The organism is Flavobacterium sp., assembly GCF_025352425.1.
Classification (GTDB): domain Bacteria; phylum Bacteroidota; class Bacteroidia; order Flavobacteriales; family Flavobacteriaceae; genus Flavobacterium.
In genome coordinates, this window is record NZ_JANXTI010000039.1 from 57,823 (window position 1) to 74,907 (window position 17,085).

The 17,085-nt window shown below is 38.1% G+C and carries 14 protein-coding genes; 5 read left to right on the forward strand and 9 right to left on the reverse strand.

Features of this window, described 5'->3' with window-relative positions:
• Positions 1-226: 226 nt before the first annotated feature.
• Complete coding sequence (locus Q0Q99_RS05825; RefSeq protein ID WP_293892817.1) at positions 227-676, forward strand: DUF6799 domain-containing protein; 450 nt, start codon at positions 227-229, stop codon at positions 674-676.
• 114 nt (positions 677-790) lie between these two features.
• Here the strand turns inward: Q0Q99_RS05825 and Q0Q99_RS05830 are convergent, their stop codons facing one another.
• The 9 genes from Q0Q99_RS05830 to Q0Q99_RS05870 form a co-directional block, all read right to left on the reverse strand.
• The gene (locus Q0Q99_RS05830) at positions 791-1,270 is read right to left on the reverse strand and encodes a hypothetical protein (protein ID WP_293892820.1); all 480 of its coding nucleotides are present in this window, start codon (positions 1,268-1,270) and stop codon (positions 791-793) included.
• Positions 1,267-1,686, reverse strand: a complete 420-nt coding sequence (locus tag Q0Q99_RS05835) for a VOC family protein (RefSeq protein ID WP_293892823.1) — start codon at positions 1,684-1,686, stop codon at positions 1,267-1,269. The genes Q0Q99_RS05830 and Q0Q99_RS05835 overlap by 4 nt, the downstream gene beginning before the upstream one ends.
• A gap of 11 nt (positions 1,687-1,697) precedes the next feature.
• Positions 1,698-2,210: a VOC family protein gene (locus Q0Q99_RS05840; protein ID WP_293892826.1), complete on the reverse strand. Its 513-nt coding sequence runs from the start codon at positions 2,208-2,210 to the stop codon at positions 1,698-1,700.
• A 186-nt stretch (positions 2,211-2,396) separates the two neighbouring features.
• Complete coding sequence (locus Q0Q99_RS05845) at positions 2,397-2,771, reverse strand: methylglyoxal synthase (protein ID WP_293892829.1); 375 nt, start codon at positions 2,769-2,771, stop codon at positions 2,397-2,399.
• A gap of 172 nt (positions 2,772-2,943) precedes the next feature.
• A complete protein-coding gene (cphA, locus tag Q0Q99_RS05850; RefSeq protein WP_293892832.1) occupies positions 2,944-5,601 on the reverse strand; it encodes a cyanophycin synthetase in 2,658 nt (885 codons plus the stop codon).
• 189 nt (positions 5,602-5,790) lie between these two features.
• Positions 5,791-6,642 (reverse strand): N-acetylglucosamine kinase, encoded by an 852-nt coding sequence (locus tag Q0Q99_RS05855; protein ID WP_293892835.1) that lies wholly within the window; start codon positions 6,640-6,642, stop codon positions 5,791-5,793.
• 87 nt (positions 6,643-6,729) lie between these two features.
• Positions 6,730-7,731, reverse strand: a complete 1,002-nt coding sequence (gene gap, locus Q0Q99_RS05860; protein WP_293892838.1) for a type I glyceraldehyde-3-phosphate dehydrogenase — start codon at positions 7,729-7,731, stop codon at positions 6,730-6,732.
• A gap of 84 nt (positions 7,732-7,815) precedes the next feature.
• Positions 7,816-8,802, reverse strand: a complete 987-nt coding sequence (gene pfkA, locus Q0Q99_RS05865) for a 6-phosphofructokinase (protein ID WP_293892841.1) — start codon at positions 8,800-8,802, stop codon at positions 7,816-7,818.
• Positions 8,803-8,943: 141 nt separating this feature from the next.
• A complete protein-coding gene (locus tag Q0Q99_RS05870; RefSeq protein WP_293892844.1) occupies positions 8,944-13,467 on the reverse strand; it encodes a translocation/assembly module TamB domain-containing protein in 4,524 nt (1,507 codons plus the stop codon).
• 99 nt (positions 13,468-13,566) lie between these two features.
• Here Q0Q99_RS05870 and tsaD point away from each other — a divergent pair, with 99 nt between their 5' ends.
• From tsaD to Q0Q99_RS05890, 4 genes are all read left to right on the forward strand, one after another.
• A complete protein-coding gene (gene tsaD, locus Q0Q99_RS05875; RefSeq protein ID WP_293892847.1) occupies positions 13,567-14,589 on the forward strand; it encodes a tRNA (adenosine(37)-N6)-threonylcarbamoyltransferase complex transferase subunit TsaD in 1,023 nt (340 codons plus the stop codon).
• A 4-nt stretch (positions 14,590-14,593) separates the two neighbouring features.
• Positions 14,594-15,301 carry a 16S rRNA (uracil(1498)-N(3))-methyltransferase gene (locus Q0Q99_RS05880; protein ID WP_293892850.1) on the forward strand — a complete coding sequence of 236 codons (708 nt, stop codon included), beginning with the start codon at positions 14,594-14,596 and terminating at the stop codon, positions 15,299-15,301.
• A 13-nt stretch (positions 15,302-15,314) separates the two neighbouring features.
• Complete coding sequence (locus Q0Q99_RS05885) at positions 15,315-15,953, forward strand: DUF4159 domain-containing protein (RefSeq protein WP_293892853.1); 639 nt, start codon at positions 15,315-15,317, stop codon at positions 15,951-15,953.
• A gap of 161 nt (positions 15,954-16,114) precedes the next feature.
• Positions 16,115-17,074, forward strand: coding sequence for a zinc metalloprotease (locus tag Q0Q99_RS05890; RefSeq protein WP_293892856.1), 960 nt, complete (start codon positions 16,115-16,117; stop codon positions 17,072-17,074).
• Positions 17,075-17,085: the final 11 nt, after the last annotated feature.

Sequence of the window (17,085 nt, forward strand, 5' to 3'; positions counted from 1 at the left end):
CTCGGGAGTTACAGCCCATTATGATAATGATATGGGTATCGGGTTTGGTGTAAATCTGAATTATTAAAGAATACGTGAGAATTATGTAACCATTAGTAAGAATAACGTAATAGTGTATGGAACTAGTTAAGTCACCTTTATCACGAAATAATTTATAAAATAATTTGGGTAACAGCAATCTGAAGAGCGAGAAACAGCGCAACTGAATAAAATTAAATCTAATATTATGAAAAATACAAAAATGATTGCGAGAATGTTTTCTGTAATGCTACTCATAGCACTATCACTTACAGCAAGTAACACTAACGCACAAACTAAAACAAAAAAAGCAATGATGAAAGATTGTTGCATGATGAAAGACGGTAAAATGATGTGCATGAAAGATGGTAAAACGATGCCTATGACCAAAGACATGAAAATGAAAAACGGTACTACCTGCATGACTAATGGAGAATGCGTAATGAAAGACGGTAAAAAAATGACAATGAAAGAAGGACATTGCATAGACATGAATGGTAAAATGGATAAATGCTCAATGATGATGAAAACCAAAAAAATGAAAACCAAAAAACACACTATGGCTATGACTTACACGTGCCCGATGCACCCCGAAGTAACTAGTGACAAACTTGGAAAATGCCCCAAATGTGGAATGGATTTAGTGGTCAAAAAATAAAACTTTTAAGGTTGATTTTGAGAATGCTTGTTGTAAAAGACAAGCATTCTCATTTTAATCGTATGATGAATATTCCAACACTTCTGCGCGAATCCTTCGTATGGCAAAAGTATGCTATTTCTCTGCCACCTGAAGCTTAATACTAAATTTTCCTTTATAGGGCTGCTCTGCCATTAAGGAATGACTAATTATCAAAGTGTGTTTGCCTGTTTGTTTAAGTTCCAGCGTTATATCTCTCCCAAATGGACCATCAGAAGTTTTATCGGGAAATAGGATTTGATCAAAACGGATGTTTCCTTCACCCCCGAGTGGCGTGATTACAGCATACAAATTTCCGGTAAACTCATTTTTAAACCTCACATAGATTCGGGGGTGTGTCGAGTCAATTATTCCTATAGCACTGTAGGTTCCTTTTTCATCTTGCTCCAACATCTTAATAGTGTCTCGCAGTTGGGTATTGATATTCTTATCCTCCACTATAGGTTTTGCCCTTTCAATAATGTCAATACTATTACCAGAAGCCATTTTGAAGTTCTCTCTTGGACTACAGGAGGATGCGACAATCATAAATAATATGGGGGTTAAAGTTCTCATTTTCCCGAAGATGGCATTTTTATAGTAGGCTGAATGATGCTCACCTTATTTCCTTCGGTGTCATAAAACGATAAATGCAATCCGTGACCTTTAATTTCTGCCGGTTCGCCAAGCAGGGTGCCTCCTGCGGCCATGATGTTGTCCATCGCCTCACGAATATTCTCAACACCAATTACCAATGAAGGGTATTGATCAGGCGTTTCCTCATTCTTTGGAAAGAAGCCACCATTGATGCTACCGGGATTTTTAATCATTCCATCATCGTCTGTTTCTGTAGTGGTCACTACTACATAATTGCCCATATCTTCCCCAAGCATCTGCGTTTTCCAGCCAAATGCATTGGCATAGAAAACTGACATTCGGTTTCTGTCTAATGCTGGCATTTCAAAATGCACTACGGGATTTATCTTTTCCATAGCTTTATTTTTTAGGGTTTTATGACGTCAGGGTTTCCGCTATAGGCTTGCACTAACTTCGCAATGTCGAGCTTCTTCATTTTCATCATCGCCTGCATTACGTTGTTAACCTTTTTGGTATCGTTGTCGGCTACCATGTCTCCCCATGTCGCAGGAACTACCTGCCATGATAGACCAAACTTATCTTTAAGCCAGCCACAAACGCTTGCTTCACCGCCATCTTCTGTCAGTTTGTTCCAATAGTAATCAATCTCGTCCTGGGTATCGCAGTTTATCATAAACGAAACAGCTTCGTTGAATTTAAATTGAGGCCCCGCGTTGAGCGCGAGAAACTCCTGTCCTTCAATCTGAAACTGAATTGTCAATACACTGCCCTGAGGCATGGGCATATCTGGTCCGTAATAGGAGATTTTTCCTTTCTCAACATTATTGAAAATAGTAGTGTAGAAGGTTACTGCTTCCCAAGCATTTGAATCAAACCAAAGGCAGGGGGTTAATTTTTGGTGGATGTTGACTATTGGCATAATGAAAGAATTAAAAGGGGTCTTACTCCAAATTTAATTCAACCAAAGAAAAATGTGTTATATAATAGGGTGCTCGTTATTATATAATTAAAGGTTTTTAGACTTGATATGTTAAAACTGTCAAGGGTAAAATAGTAAAATATAAGCACTTGTAGTGTATGAAAGTTTAAGAAACTAGAATGGAATCTACCTTAGTTCATCGAGTCCCAACAATAGCAATTGCGCAGTCGCTTCATTGGTAGCCAAAGGCACATTGTGAACATCACAAATCCGAATCAGCATATTAATGTCGGGTTCGTGGGCGTGGCTGGAATTTGGGTCTTTAAAGAAGAGTACCATTTTGGTTTTCCCTTCAGCGACACGCGCCGCAATTTGGGCATCACCTCCCTCTGGACCGGAAAGCATTTTCTTTACCTTAATACCGACGGCTTCTACCTTACTTCCGGTAGTTCCGGTAGCAATAAGGTTGATATGCTCTTTTTCTAAAAGATGTTTGTTTTTATTAATGAACTGAACCATGTCAGCTTTTTTCGCATCGTGCGCAATTATGGCAATTTCCATGAGTGATGTTTTTGCAAATGTAAAGTAAAAGCACAAAGTTTGACACTTCGAGGTTAACTCATGATGCATTTCATTGGAACTCTCGCATTTACGTATTTGGGTTCGTCAATGCTGATTTACTTAGTAAGATCTGCAAGAGGAAACTAGAAGTGGCTGCTTAGTAAAACCGTCGTTAGCTTGCTATCGAATTTGTAAGCTCGGCTGCATCCATTATGGCTATAGGCCTGGTGTTTTGAAGCTCATCCTTGATAACCGCGATTACCTGGTTGTATTGATCGCTTAGTGCTACTACAAAATCGCCTTTTTCAGCAATAGAGAGTGCGTATTTTGCCGCTTCAACTTCATCTGGGACCAGGTCGATTTTTGCGTTGGGATTAATTTTTTGAATGCCTTTTACTATAAGTTCATTTATCTCATCGATTGTTCTGCCACGAAGGCTGTGTTCCTGGCGTACAATGATATGGTCAAATATTCCCGCAGCTATTTCGGCAAACTCAATAATGTCTTGATCACGTCGATCACCTACGCCAGCAATAATTCCAATTTTCCGTACCGCCTGAATAGTATCGAGATATCCTTTGAGCGCGGTCAAGCCGTGTGGATTATGGGCATAATCAACGAGTACCCGATAACCATCCATTTCAAAGAGGTTCATTCTTCCGGGTGTCTGCTCATAACTTGGAATAAAAGTCTGCAACGCCTGACGAATACATTCCAATTCAATTCCGCCAGTATATGCTCCTAAAGACGATGCCAATACGTTTTCAACCATAAAAGAACACAGTCCATCAGCCGCCAATGGAATATCCGCGAGGTTTGCCAGAAAGGTTTTTTGGTGGCCTTCGAGAATAAAAATCTCGTTTCCGTCTAGCACTGCTGCTGTTCCTCCTCTATTTATATGTGCCTGAATGGCGTTGGTAGTTTCATCCAATGCAAAAAGCGCCACATTACAACTTAATTCGGCTGCAATATCAAGACAATGCTTATCTGTGCCATTTAATACAGCCCATCCTGAATCTCTTACACTGCGTGCTACTATCGCTTTAACTTTCGCGAGATCTTGGAGGGTATGAATATCATTCAATCCAAGATGATCTTCCCTTATATTTGTGATAATTCCAACGTCACATGTTTCAAACGCAAGTCCGCTGCGGAGTAGACCGCCACGCGCCGTTTCCAGAACCGCACAGTCAACAGTGGGATCCGATAGGATGGTAGCAGCACTCAAAGGCCCCGTAGTATCTCCGTCGCATATTTTATAGTTTCCTATATAGATCCCATCCGTAGTTGTAAAACCTGTAGTAAACCCAGCGTTTTTGGTTATATGTGCGAGTAAGCGCGTGGTTGTCGTTTTGCCGTTTGTACCTGTGATAGCATAGATGGGTATACGGCTTGGTGCACCGTCCGGGTAAAACATATCTACCACCGCTGTGGCTACGTTACGGGATTTTCCCTCCGATGGGGAAAGATGCATCCTGAATCCAGGGGCAGCGTTAACCTCGAGCACCGCCCCTCCCGTTTCACGCAATGGGCGGCAAATAGCAGTTGCCATCACATCCATCCCGCAGATATCTAAGCCAACTAGGGCCGCAACCCTTTCAGCTATAAAACGGTTTTCAGGACATACCTCATCAGTTACATCAATAGCAGTTCCACCGGTACTTAAGTTTGCTGTGGATTTCAGGTAAAAAGTGATGCCTTCTTGCAGTACACTTTCAATTGTATAGCCCGATCTTTCTAATTGCCTAAACGTATCGTTATCGGGTATTATCTTCGTAAGGTCAGATTCATGGGCATCTCCTCTTCGAGGGTCGCTATTTGTAATTTCTATCAATTCCCTTATCGTGGAAATACCGTCGCCTACAACACAAGCCGGAATACGTCTTGAGGCAGCACAAAATTTACCGTCAATAACCAGTAAGCGGTAATCATCGCCTTCTATATATTTTTCAACCACAACATATTTCCCATAGGTTAATGCGTGTTCAAAAGCGGCTATTGCACTTTGGTCACTGTTAATGTTTATTGAAGCTCCCTTACCTTGGTTTCCGTCAAGGGGCTTAATTACAATAGGGTAACCAATATTATCTATTATTTCCATCAGGCCTTCCACACCCGTACAAATATCACCCTCCGGAACAGGGATATGAGCGGCAGAAAGCAGTCGTTTGGTATCGTCTTTGTTGCCAGCAGTATTAATTGCTGATGCTGATGTCTTTGCGGTAATGGTTGCCTGAAAACGAACCTGGTTTTTGCCGTACCCTAACTGAATGCGAGAATTATTACTAAGCCGTTTCCATGGAATACCGCGTTTTTCCGCCTCCATTACAATACTTTTAGTACTTGGGCCTAAACCGTATTTTCTTTTGATTTGCTTCAGTTCTTCAATATCCGCTGTTGGGTCATAAGGGAGGTTTCTGCTTAATGCTTCCACAAGCTTGAAAGATGCTTCTGCGGCGTAAAGTCCTGCCATTTCGATTTCATAGGCGAAAACTATATTGTATACTCCTTTTTCCTGAGCGCCTCTTGTTCTTCCATATCCTACTTCCATTCCAGCCATCGTCTGAAGCTCGAGTGCCACATGTTCGATTACGTGACCCAACCATGTACCTCTTTCCAGACGAATAAAGAAACCACCATGAACACCTTCCGAGCATTCATGTTCTATCAGTCCGGGTAGTAATTCTTTAATTTTTTCGGTAAACTGAGGCATTTTATCCGTAGGATAATCTTCCAGTCCTTCAAGGTCGACTTTTACTTGTATTAAATTCTTTCTGTAGTTGCTCCATACATTCGGTCCTGATAGAACCTGTAGTTTTAGGACTTTCATTTTGTATCTAATTTGTTATGGCAAATTTCAATAAGTAGTAACGGTAAAGATTTACACGATTTTCAATAATTATTACATAACCTCATGTTAAATCGGATTCGGCAGTAAGGTTCTGTCAGATATAAAAAGGTCTGCTATTCAGCAGACCTTTTTATGGATTCCCTCCTCAGCGGAGAATGAAAAATAAAGCTATTTATTTAAAACGTGATAGGCAATCAAACCGTCGATGGGTCTTCGGAGGACGTTGCCTATTTTAATGCCGTATTTGTTTAATACTTCTGTCAGTTCATCTACCAGATAAAATGCGATGGAACCTACAAAATGTACCGGAACTTCTTTATAATTTTCAAATTGCATAATGTAGTTTTCCACAAAATCCTCCAATTCGGAATAGATATATTGCCGGCAAAATTCAGTGTCTTTGTGCTTAATCAAAAACTTTGCAAAAGTTGCCAAATAGGCATTCGGATTCGGCTCCTTGTATAAATTATTCTTAATATAATCCGGATCGAGATTGTATTCTTCCTCAAACTCTTGGGCTAATTCCTTTGGCATTTTGTTAAAGGAATATCCGCGTATCAGATGTCTTCCAAAGCGGTTTCCAGAACAATCATCCATGGCAATGTAACCTAACGATTGCACTTTCTGATGCAATACTTTTCCATCAAAATAACTGCAGTTTGAGCCTGTTCCCAGGATGCAAACTATCGCCTCTTCGCCTTTTGGAGTGGTTGCATACACGGCAGCATAGGTATCTTCAAAAACGGAAACGACCGCTTTCTTGAAATATTCCTGAAACACCTTTGTCAGAAAGTTTTTCATTCGGTCTGTTCCGCAGCCTGCGCCATAAAAGTAAAGATGGGTGGCTTTGTCCCTATTGTGCGAAATATCAAACTTGTCGTCGAGACGATTGATAATTTCTGCTTTCTCCAGCACCTCGGGATTTAAACCCAGTGTCTGCGTAGTGAAAAGTACTTTTCCGTTATTATCAATGGCAATCCAATCGGCTTTGGTGGATCCACTGTCAACTAATAATTTCATAATGTTTAAGGTATTGAAAAGTTAGACGAATAGATGACAGACTCTTCATAGAATCATTTTGTCTCTCATCTCTTCATCTTTTTTCTATTATAAATTCGCGATATGAACAGATAAGTCAATCAGTTTACTTGAATAACCATACTCGTTATCGTACCATGAAACTAACTTGAAGAATGTGGAGTTTAAACCAATTCCGGCTTTGGCATCGATAATCGAAGTTCTTGTGTCAGAAACGAAATCCTGAGAAACTACATCGTCTTCAGTGTAACCAAGAATGCCTTTTAGTTCGTTTTCTGAAGCCTTTTTTAACACTGCCATGATTTCTTCATAGGACGTTTCTTTTGCCACTTTCACAGTCAAGTCTACCACTGAAACATCAACTGTAGGAACACGGAAAGACATCCCTGTCAGTTTTCCGTTCAATTCAGGAATAACTTTCCCTACCGCTTTTGCAGCACCTGTTGATGATGGAATAATGTTTACGCTCGCAGCCCGCCCGCCTCTCCAGTCTTTTTTGGATGGCCCGTCAGCGGTTAGTTGCGTAGCTGTTGTAGCGTGAACAGTTGTCATCAAACCTTCTACAATTCCGAAGTTGTCATTGATTACTTTTGCCAATGGCGCTAAACAGTTTGTGGTGCAGGAAGCATTTGAAACAATGGTGTCCGCTGCTGTTGCTTTTGTATGGTTAACTCCCATTACAAACATTGGTGCATCGGGAGATGGCGCAGAAATAACCACTTTTTTGGCACCACCGGTAATATGCGCCTGAGCTGTTTCCAGCGTGGTAAAAATTCCGGTACATTCGGCAACGACATCTACTCCAACTTCATTCCATTTCAATGCTTTTGGATCTTTTTCAGCGGTAACCCTGATGTGCTTATCGTTTACAAATAACTTTCCGTCTTTCACTTCAACCTTCCCTGCAAAGCGTCCGTGTACTGAATCATATTTTAATAAATAGGCCAAATGATCTACATCCAATAAATCGTTTATGGCTACAACTTCTACATTATCACGGTTGTAGGTTTCCCTGAATACTATTCTTCCAATTCGGCCGAAACCGTTTATTCCTAATTTTACTTTTGACATTCTATTATTGTTTATTTGTTAATGTGGTTATGCGGTTATTTGTGTGTTATCGAATCAACGAATAACCAAATAACCGAATCCCCTTTATGTTGACATAATATCAGAAACCCTCAGCAATTCCCTGTCGATTTCTGAATGGCCTTTGATGGCATTCTCTAATGGTGTTAATGCGACTTTATCATTTAAGATTCCAACCATGAAATTGGATTTTCCTTCCAATAATGACTCAACCGCTTTCACGCCAAGGCGCGATGCCAAAACCCTGTCGTAACAAGACGGCGCCCCACCACGTTGCATATGCCCCAAAACCGAGACACGGATGTCGTATTCGGGCATATTCTCTTCGATATAATCTTTAAGTTCGAATACACTTTTCCCAATTTTATCACCTTCGGCAATAACCACAATACTTGATGATTTTCCAGAAGCTTTGCTTTTGCGTAACGATTCTAAAAGACGTTCCAATCCTAAATCCTGTTCAGGAATCAGGATTTCTTCAGCACCGGCACCGATTCCGGCATTCAGCGCAATGTGACCGGCATCCCTTCCCATAACTTCAACTAAGAACAGACGGTTATGCGAACTGGCAGTATCCCTAATTTTATCGATGCATTCAACAACTGTATTCAGCGCAGTATCAAAACCTAATGTGTGGCTTGTTCCAAAAATATCATTGTCAATTGTACCCGGAATTCCCATCACGGGATAACCAAATTCATTATTAAAGACTTCGGCACCCGTAAAAGAACCATCACCGCCAATAACCACTAAAGCATCGATATTGGAGTTGATTAAATTCTGATGTGCTTTCTGCCTGCCTTCAACGGTCATGAATTCTTTTGACCTTGCAGACTTTAGGATAGTTCCTCCTTTGTTTACAATGTTGTTGACGCTTCGTGGCCCCATTTCCTTAAAATCTCCTTCAATCATTCCCTGATAACCTCTGTATATACCAATACATTCAATGTGATGATAAGCACAGGTTCTAACCACTGAACGGATGGCTGCATTCATTCCGGGAGAGTCTCCTCCTGAAGTCAGCACGCCTATTTTTTTTATGGTTTTTGACATTTTTTTAGTATTAAAATGTAAAATTAGCAAACAAGAACCATTGTTTGACCCATATTATTGTTATATTAATAAATTGGGTGAAATTCAATCGTTTTCGTTGATAAGTTTATTAGTTATGAATGTCCTGAATGAATTTGAACGTTAATCCTCGGTTGGGATTGCGTCTTGATTTGGCTTAGTGTCGTCCTTTTTCTTGTCTTTTTTATCCTTAATTTGTATACCATCCGGTGACAAACTTGAATCGTGTACTTCGTTGACATTTTTGGAATCTACCTTTTCCAGTTTGGCATTTTTAAATATTTTGTTTACCAATTCCTTAAAAGTATCAAAGTCAACTTCATAAGACATACCAATTCCTTGCGTATAGCCAATTCCTTGTCCGATATAAGTGATGTCGTTTTCTTTATTGAATACCCTCAGGTTAAGCGTACCGTCCCTGTTTACACGGTATTGCACTTCAAGATCGCCAACTATGGCTGTTTCTGTAATACCTCCAACAGGAACACCAACTTTTCCGTTAACGGTAATCCGATCGTTTATCCTTGAGGAAACGGTAACTCCAATCCGTCCATCCGTTTGTTGACCGGGTGTTCTATCGGCAACAATATATTCGGGTGCAATAGAAATCTTATCATTATCGCCTGAAAATATATCGCTGAAAAGGCTACTGGCTTTCTCAAATAGATTATTGGATAACTGACTTTGTGTCACTCCTTCCGGGCTCAAAAAACTACCTGTAGAAAGCAGGTATAACGCTTGGGTTTGTCTCGTATCCTTATCATCGAGTTTGTATTGAATCTCTGATTTTAGTGAGCTCCCTATTGTTGGGAAGTTGATATTAAAATCCGGTTCAGGGTTGGTCAAATCTCCCTTAATCCCAATGATAACTTCCACATCTACTTTCTTATTAAACGATGGATTATCAATCAGAACCGCAGGATTTGCCGTGGTTTTATAAACTGCTTCCAGATTTAAAACAGCAGCCATTGGATCTCCTGTCCAGGTTATGGAACCGCCTTTTCTTACGTCAAATTTTTTGTCTATTAATCCTCCATATTTAAAATTATACGAGCCCGATACTACTGAGAAATCACCAAACATTTCGAATTTCCCTAAGGTATTAATCCTAAAGAGCAACGTTCCGTTTCCTTTCCCCTTCATTCCGTGACCATTTTCCCTATTTAGGATTACTTCCACATTGGCAATCTCCGTAATCTCAAAATTAAATTCCAGCTCGAGCCCATTGTAATTTTTGGACTGAGCTACCTGTTCGCCTTTCTTTTTCTTCTTTTCTTCGAGAGTTCTGAAACGTATGTATTTGCTATCTTCCACAGCTTCGGCATCGTTTATCGGAATTTTAATATCAGTTCCCTTAGCAGATTCAGCATCAACCTTTATCATTAAATTGCCCGTTGGTCCTTTTATGCTGGCGGAACCATTCATAAAAGCTTTTCCATAATAAGCCGCATCTTCCTGATCGACGGTATTCAGAGCTAAAAGTCGTTTGGTGTAAATAGACAAATCCAATTGCCAGTCGCCAAATTGTTTGTGCTTAATAAATCCGCTTATACTTCCTTTGGTATTAAATTTTGTATCAGTAATATTGGTTTCCCTGATTATAAATTTGTTTTCGGTAACATCTACAGCCGAATTATTATCAAACACATAATCGGTGTTCAGATACGGAATAGTTAGTCCCGCTTCGTTTATAAACAACCTTCCGTTATAATCAAGATTATTGATATCGCCATCAATTCGGGCACTTCCTGAAGCAAATCCCCGAATGTTCGTAATAACATCGCCGCCTATTTTTCCTAAAACCCCAAGGTTGAATTTGTCGAAATTCAGGTCAATGTCCAATAAGGTTTTATTATCACTAATCTGAATATTTCCGTTGGCGCTAAAAGCTTCCACATTTTGATTTTCCAGATTTGAATTCAAGTGAAATTTACGCAGCGTTTCGTCTCCTTTAATGTCCAGATTCATTTTGCCAAGTGCAATGTCATTGACTTTTAAACTATCAATCTGCAATGTTGAAGTAGGCTGAAAAACGGTATTGTTTTGTTTGAAATTAATAACACCGTTAAGGTTTCCGTCAAATTTAAATTTCTCCACATCGGGCGTGACCTTATTCAGATTTACATTGTCAAAGGTAAGTTGAAAATCCTTCTCCTTTTTACCATTCCAGACGCCAACAAGATTGATGTTTTGATTTCCGTGAGAGATAATCAAATCCTTAAACGAAAAGTTGCTGAGCTTTTTATCGAAGACAATTTTGCTCTTTTCTCCATCTTCTTTTTCGTTTAAAAACCATAGATAATCTTTGAACTGAAGTTCCGATTTATTAAATCCAATTACGTTATTATTCTCTTTATTTATGGTATGGTAAAAATTCAGATTGTAGAAATCATTCCCTCTTTTTCCGCCTTTAAACTCGGTTCTGAAGTGCAATGTATCCTTTGAAAATGTATTAATCATGCTAAAATCGCGGATTTTATAATGCTTTGTTTTTATCGAATCTAATTGAACATAAGCATTATACAACGGGTTTCTGTTGTCAACCTGAACCATTATATTATCAAACGTATTGTCATAGGCTACTACTTGCGGAGAACTAAAATCGAGTTTGAAATTCTTGCTTTCCGAGCTGATGTTCCCTTTTAATTTGGTGTTTTTGGCAAGGGAAATATCGGGATTAAATATCTCTATAATTTTACTGTGCAGATCAAAATCAAATTTCAGATATTGTCCCGGCAGTACTTTATTGGGTTTAAAATTGGAGTAAAAAGTACCCAGAGAATTCTCTACCATTTTCTGCAACTGGTTGAATTTATATTTCCCAACCACCGAACCTTCAATGGCGTCAGGCGAATCAATGGTAATAGCCCTTTCTCCACTGGCATCAAAACTCGAATTTACATTCATGGAATCCACAAAATATAAATCTTTTTTATTTTGGTAAGATGCATTTGTAAGCAACAGGTTTCCTTGCAAGTTATCAATAGAATTTCCGGTTGCTTTTACCAAAACATCTCCTTTAAAAACAGAAATAGAATCTTTGATAAGATGTAGCTTTTCTAAATTGGCATAATCAATTTTAGAGTGAAAATCATAAATATTTTCTTTTTTGGATAAATCGAGAACTCCGCTGAAATCCATAAATAAATTTGGATCGTTTATATAAAAATCTCCTTTAAATATTGGTTGTTTAAAGCTTCCGTCTACAATAATCTTGGTATAGTTATAGCCATTATATTTCACTTGGAAAACATCTCCGGAAAACGATGTATTGATGTATTTTTGTGTAAATCCTTTTCCGTCAACATCAACGTTCATACTTACTTTTCCAATATCTTTATCATTCATGATGGCACCAACATTAAATCCATCTAAAATGATATTTCCGTGGTATTTTGCGTTATCAATATTGTCCAGGTCGGAAATATGCAAATCTGATTCGATAATACCTAACGCTGTATTCATAACAAAGTCAGAGTTGATGTATTGCTGCGTGACTTCAACATCGCCGGTAAAGTTAAATTGTCCAAGTTTTTGTAGCGATGATGGCAATTTTTTACCAAGTATATTTGGTAACAACTTGATTAAATCGACATAATTGGAAGAAATTCTTTTAAAGTTTCCTTTCATGTAAAACTTCCCGGGGCTTCTTGGAAAGAGGTTTTTTAAGTTAACATTGCCCTTAATGGTTGAAAATTTATAATCCTTCAGATCAACATTGGTAGCGTAAAAATTATTAAGTGTTCCTTTTATTTTTGATTTCAGGGAAAATTTTTGATTTTTATCCAATTCCTTATAAAAATAGCGAATGTCATTGGTTGCCAATGTTGCGCTGTCAATAGTTATATCAAATTTTACGCGGTTGTTAAAATCACTGAAATCGTGATTTTCTTTGTTGTATTTGAGAATAACATTCCCTTTCAGAAAGGATTCTTTTGTAGTCACTTCCAATTTGCCAAGCGTAATATTGCTTTTCGTATATTTAAAATCAGACGTTAAATTGGCAACATCAATGCCACGATGGTCGTGAAAACCCATCGTTTGTATCAGAGTCATTACATTTGGTCCCTGAATTTTAAATTCCTTTAAATGTGCATTCAGCTTAGTAAACTCAACATCTTTTGGATTGGGTCTGTTTAAATCAACCATTACAAAACGGCTGTTTTTGAGATAAATGTTTTTGGACGTCATCAAAAACTTTCCGGTACTTTTTTTCCCATCTTCAAAAGCGGCAATGAACTTATCCAGATTGGTGTCTTTGTCGCCTTTATAATTTTTGATCTGAAGGTAAAAATCGTTAAGATACAAGTCGCCAAAAAGCAACTGCCCGTCAACCAGTTGTTTGAAATCCAAAACACTGGTCCTGATTCGGTCCGAAAAAATTAAAGTGTCTTTATGATTGTCTAAAACAAGTACTTTTTTGAGTTTAACACCTCCAAAAAAAGTTATGGCAACTTCATCAATATTTATGTCCGTGCCGTATTTAGTGTTGAGTTTATCTGTAGCGTAATGTGCTATTTTGGTTTGCACAACAGGCAGTGAAAGCGCTATAGTGAGTAGTAACAATAGTAAAATCAGCGCAATAATAGTGCGGAAAAATATCTTTCGAAATTTTTTAAAACCGTTATTTGCTTTAATTTTTTCCAATTATTCTTTTGACTTGGGAAAGAAAATTACCTTTGTAAAATCTTTACAATTGATTTTCTTGAATCGACTGTCAAATATAATTCAAAAATTGCGCGTTTTATGCATCCTGAAGAAGTTTTTATACTGGCTATTGAAAGTTCATGTGACGATACTGCTGCTGCGGTTTTAAGAAATGATGTTGTACTTTCAAATATAGTAGCGAGGCAAAGCATTCATGAGGAATATGGCGGCGTAGTTCCCGAACTGGCTTCAAGAGCGCACCAACAGAATATTGTTCCCGTAATTGACGTAGCACTGAAGAAAGCCAATATCACTAAAAATCAATTGTCCGCTATTGCATTTACGCAAGGCCCGGGATTGATGGGTTCGCTGCTAGTAGGTTCTTCTTTTGCTAAATCGTTGGCAATGGCTTTGGGCATTCCGCTGATTGCAGTGAATCATATGCATGCTCATATTTTGGCACACTTTATTGAGGAAGACGGGTATGATAAACCTCAATTTCCTTTTTTGGCGTTGACCATTTCCGGCGGACATACGCAAATTGTAAAAGTAAATAGCTTCTTCAATATGGAAATCATTGGTGAAACTACTGATGATGCCGTCGGTGAAGCTTTTGACAAAACCGCAAAAATATTAGGCTTTCCCTATCCTGGCGGTCCGTTGATTGACCAATTTGCCAAAGAAGGAAATCCAAAAAAATATTCCTTTACCAAACCCAAAATGCCGGGATTGGACTTTAGTTTCTCTGGGTTGAAAACCCAAATTCTATATTTTATCCAGAAAAATGTATTGGAAAATCCAAACTTCATAGAAGAAAACAAAACTGACATCTGTGCTTCCGTGCAGCACACTATCATTGAAATCCTGATGGATAAATTGAAATTGGCTGTGGCCGAAACGGGCATTAATCAGATTGCGATTGGTGGTGGCGTTTCAGCCAATTCGGGTATTCGGCAAACATTAAAAGATGCCGAAAGTAAATATGGCTGGAAAACATTTGTGCCTAAATTTGAATACACTACTGATAATGCTGCGATGATTGGAATTGTGGGTTATCAAAAATTTTTACACGATAAATTTTCGGATGCCAATGTAATTTCCAAAGCGCGAATAGAATTTTAAAAATATGCAACTATTCTACAATCCAACCATTAATGAAACCCAAACCTCCTTTGTTTTCGATAAGGAAGAAAGCAAACACATCATTAAAGTATTGCGTAAAAAAGAAAGTGATATTTTGCATGTTACAAATGGTTTAGGTTTTTTATTTGAAACTGAAATTACAATCGCTTCAGATAATAAGTGTACGGTAAAAATTATTTCATTTGAACAGCAGGATGCTCCAAATTTCCGTTTGCATTTAGCTGTTGCTCCTACCAAAATGAACGAGCGTTACGAATGGTTTTTAGAAAAAGCAACCGAAATAGGCATACAGGAAATAACTCCAGTCATTTGTGAACACTCAGAAAGAAAAGTTATCAAAATGGATAGATTTCAAAAGATTCTGGAAAGTGCCATGAAACAATCCTTAAATTGTTATTTGCCAAAATTAAACGAACCTGTCAGCTTTAATGAGTTTGTAAAAACATTAAAATCCGGACAATTGTTTATTGCGCATTGCGAAGAATCGAATAAAAAATCATTGAAAAATGAACTTAAAACCGGTGAAGCTATAACGATTTTAATTGGTCCCGAGGGCGATTTTTCTGTTAAAGAAATCCAACAGGCTATTGCTGCTAATTTTATTCCCGTATCTTTGGGAGCAACACGATTACGTACTGAAACTGCAGCTATTATTGCCTGTCACAGCGTAGTTTTTAAGAATGAAGTATAACGATAATGCATTTATGAAAAAACTGTTTTTTCTTTTTTTATTGATTTCTACGGTAAGCTTTTCTCAGGAAATTGCTTTGCTGAAATACAGTGGTGGTGGCGATTGGTATGCGAACCCAACGTCATTACCAAATCTGATAAAATATGCAAATCAAACAATCAACACCTATATCAAATCAAAGCCTGCAACAGTTGAACCCGGAAGTTCTGAGATTTTCTCCTATCCTTTTGTGCATATGACAGGGCATGGTAATGTGGTTTTTAGCGATGCTGAAATAATCAATTTAAGGAACTATTTACTTTCCGGCGGATTTCTTCATGCTGATGATAATTATGGACTGGACCAATACATTCGCAGAGAAATAAAACGTATTTTCCCGAACAATGATTTGGTCGAGATACCCGCGAACCATCCTATTTTTCAGAAACCCAATCTTTTTGCTAATGGATTACCCAAAATCCATGAACATGATGGCAAACGTCCGCAGGCATTTGGGGTTTTTGTGGATAACAGACTTGTATTACTTTACACGTACGAGTGTGATTTGGGTGACGGTTGGGAAGATCCGGAAGTGCATAACGATCCCAAAGAGGTTCGCGAAAAAGCATTAAAAATGGGTGCCAATATTCTGAGCTATATTTTTAATAATTAGAACGTTATAGTTTATTTCTTTCTTTTATACGGCAACTACTAAAGGAATCACAAAATAAGATGTTATTCATCGATTTGTTCACAAGTAAATTTAGTTTTTTAAAAAACATACTAAAATAATTCATAAAATTGTGGTAATTAATAAATAAAATCCAAATAAAGATGAAAAAAATATGTTTATCCTTAGCCATCCTACTGGCTTTGTTTTCTTGTCAAAAAGAAGACGATGTACAAGCCATCCCTAAGGCTTCAAGAAGAATCTGTGCTTCTCAGGAAGTACTTGAAAGACAATTAAAGGAAAATCCTGAATTAGCGGCAAAGATGAGCCAAATCGAAGCGTTTACGGAAAATGCAATGCTTAACCAAAGCGAAAATCGTTTGGTAAATGGAAAAATCCAAATTCCAGTTGTTGTAAATGTATTATACAGAACAGCAGCAGAGAATATTTCTGCAACTCAAATTCAATCTCAGATTGATGTTTTAAACAAGGATTTTAATGCCCAAAATTCTGATTACAATCAAGTGCCTGCATTGTTTGCCGGTGTCAAAGCTAATGTTGGAATTTCCTTTGTTTTAGACCAAGTAATCAGAAAATCGACCACAAAATCATCTTGGGGAACAAGAGATGCTATCAAGAAAACAAAACAAGGTGGATTGGATCCAACCAGCCCAACAACAAAATTAAACCTTTGGGTTGGAACTATTGGTGGCGGAATTTTGGGTTATGCGCAATTTCCAGGCGGTTCTTCTGCTACAGATGGCGTTGTAATTGACCCATTGTATTTTGGAGTTACAAGTGATGCAAGTGTTAGTTATCCATATAATTTAGGAAGAACTGCAACACATGAAGTGGGACATTGGTTAAATCTACGACACATATGGGGTGACGCTAATTGTGGAAATGATTTAGTTTCAGATACACCTCAACATGATTCAGCAAATTTTGGCGTTCCAACTTATCCTCATTACAGTACATGTTCGGGAACCCCTGTTGAAATGACTATGAACTATATGGATTATACTGATGACAGAGGAATGTATATGTTTTCATTAGGTCAAAAATCCCGAATGGATGCTATTTTCCTATCAGGCGGACCAAGAATTTCTTTCGCACAGCCATAATACATAATAAT

What these genes read in the sequence shown, in the direction of transcription:
- Q0Q99_RS05825 (WP_293892817.1), top strand. Translation starts at nt 227, where the DNA reads ATGAAAAATACAAAAATGATTGCGAGAATGTTTTCTGTAATGCTACTC.
- Q0Q99_RS05830 (WP_293892820.1), bottom strand. Translation starts at nt 1,270, where the DNA reads ATGAGAACTTTAACCCCCATATTATTTATGATTGTCGCATCCTCCTGT.
- Q0Q99_RS05835 (WP_293892823.1), bottom strand. Translation starts at nt 1,686, where the DNA reads ATGGAAAAGATAAATCCCGTAGTGCATTTTGAAATGCCAGCATTAGAC.
- Q0Q99_RS05840 (WP_293892826.1), bottom strand. Translation starts at nt 2,210, where the DNA reads ATGCCAATAGTCAACATCCACCAAAAATTAACCCCCTGCCTTTGGTTT.
- Q0Q99_RS05845 (WP_293892829.1), bottom strand. Translation starts at nt 2,771, where the DNA reads ATGGAAATTGCCATAATTGCGCACGATGCGAAAAAAGCTGACATGGTT.
- cphA (WP_293892832.1), bottom strand. Translation starts at nt 5,601, where the DNA reads ATGAAAGTCCTAAAACTACAGGTTCTATCAGGACCGAATGTATGGAGC.
- Q0Q99_RS05855 (WP_293892835.1), bottom strand. Translation starts at nt 6,642, where the DNA reads ATGAAATTATTAGTTGACAGTGGATCCACCAAAGCCGATTGGATTGCC.
- gap (WP_293892838.1), bottom strand. Translation starts at nt 7,731, where the DNA reads ATGTCAAAAGTAAAATTAGGAATAAACGGTTTCGGCCGAATTGGAAGA.
- pfkA (WP_293892841.1), bottom strand. Translation starts at nt 8,802, where the DNA reads ATGTCAAAAACCATAAAAAAAATAGGCGTGCTGACTTCAGGAGGAGAC.
- tsaD (WP_293892847.1), top strand. Translation starts at nt 13,567, where the DNA reads ATGCATCCTGAAGAAGTTTTTATACTGGCTATTGAAAGTTCATGTGAC.
- Q0Q99_RS05880 (WP_293892850.1), top strand. Translation starts at nt 14,594, where the DNA reads ATGCAACTATTCTACAATCCAACCATTAATGAAACCCAAACCTCCTTT.
- Q0Q99_RS05885 (WP_293892853.1), top strand. Translation starts at nt 15,315, where the DNA reads ATGAAAAAACTGTTTTTTCTTTTTTTATTGATTTCTACGGTAAGCTTT.
- Q0Q99_RS05890 (WP_293892856.1), top strand. Translation starts at nt 16,115, where the DNA reads ATGAAAAAAATATGTTTATCCTTAGCCATCCTACTGGCTTTGTTTTCT.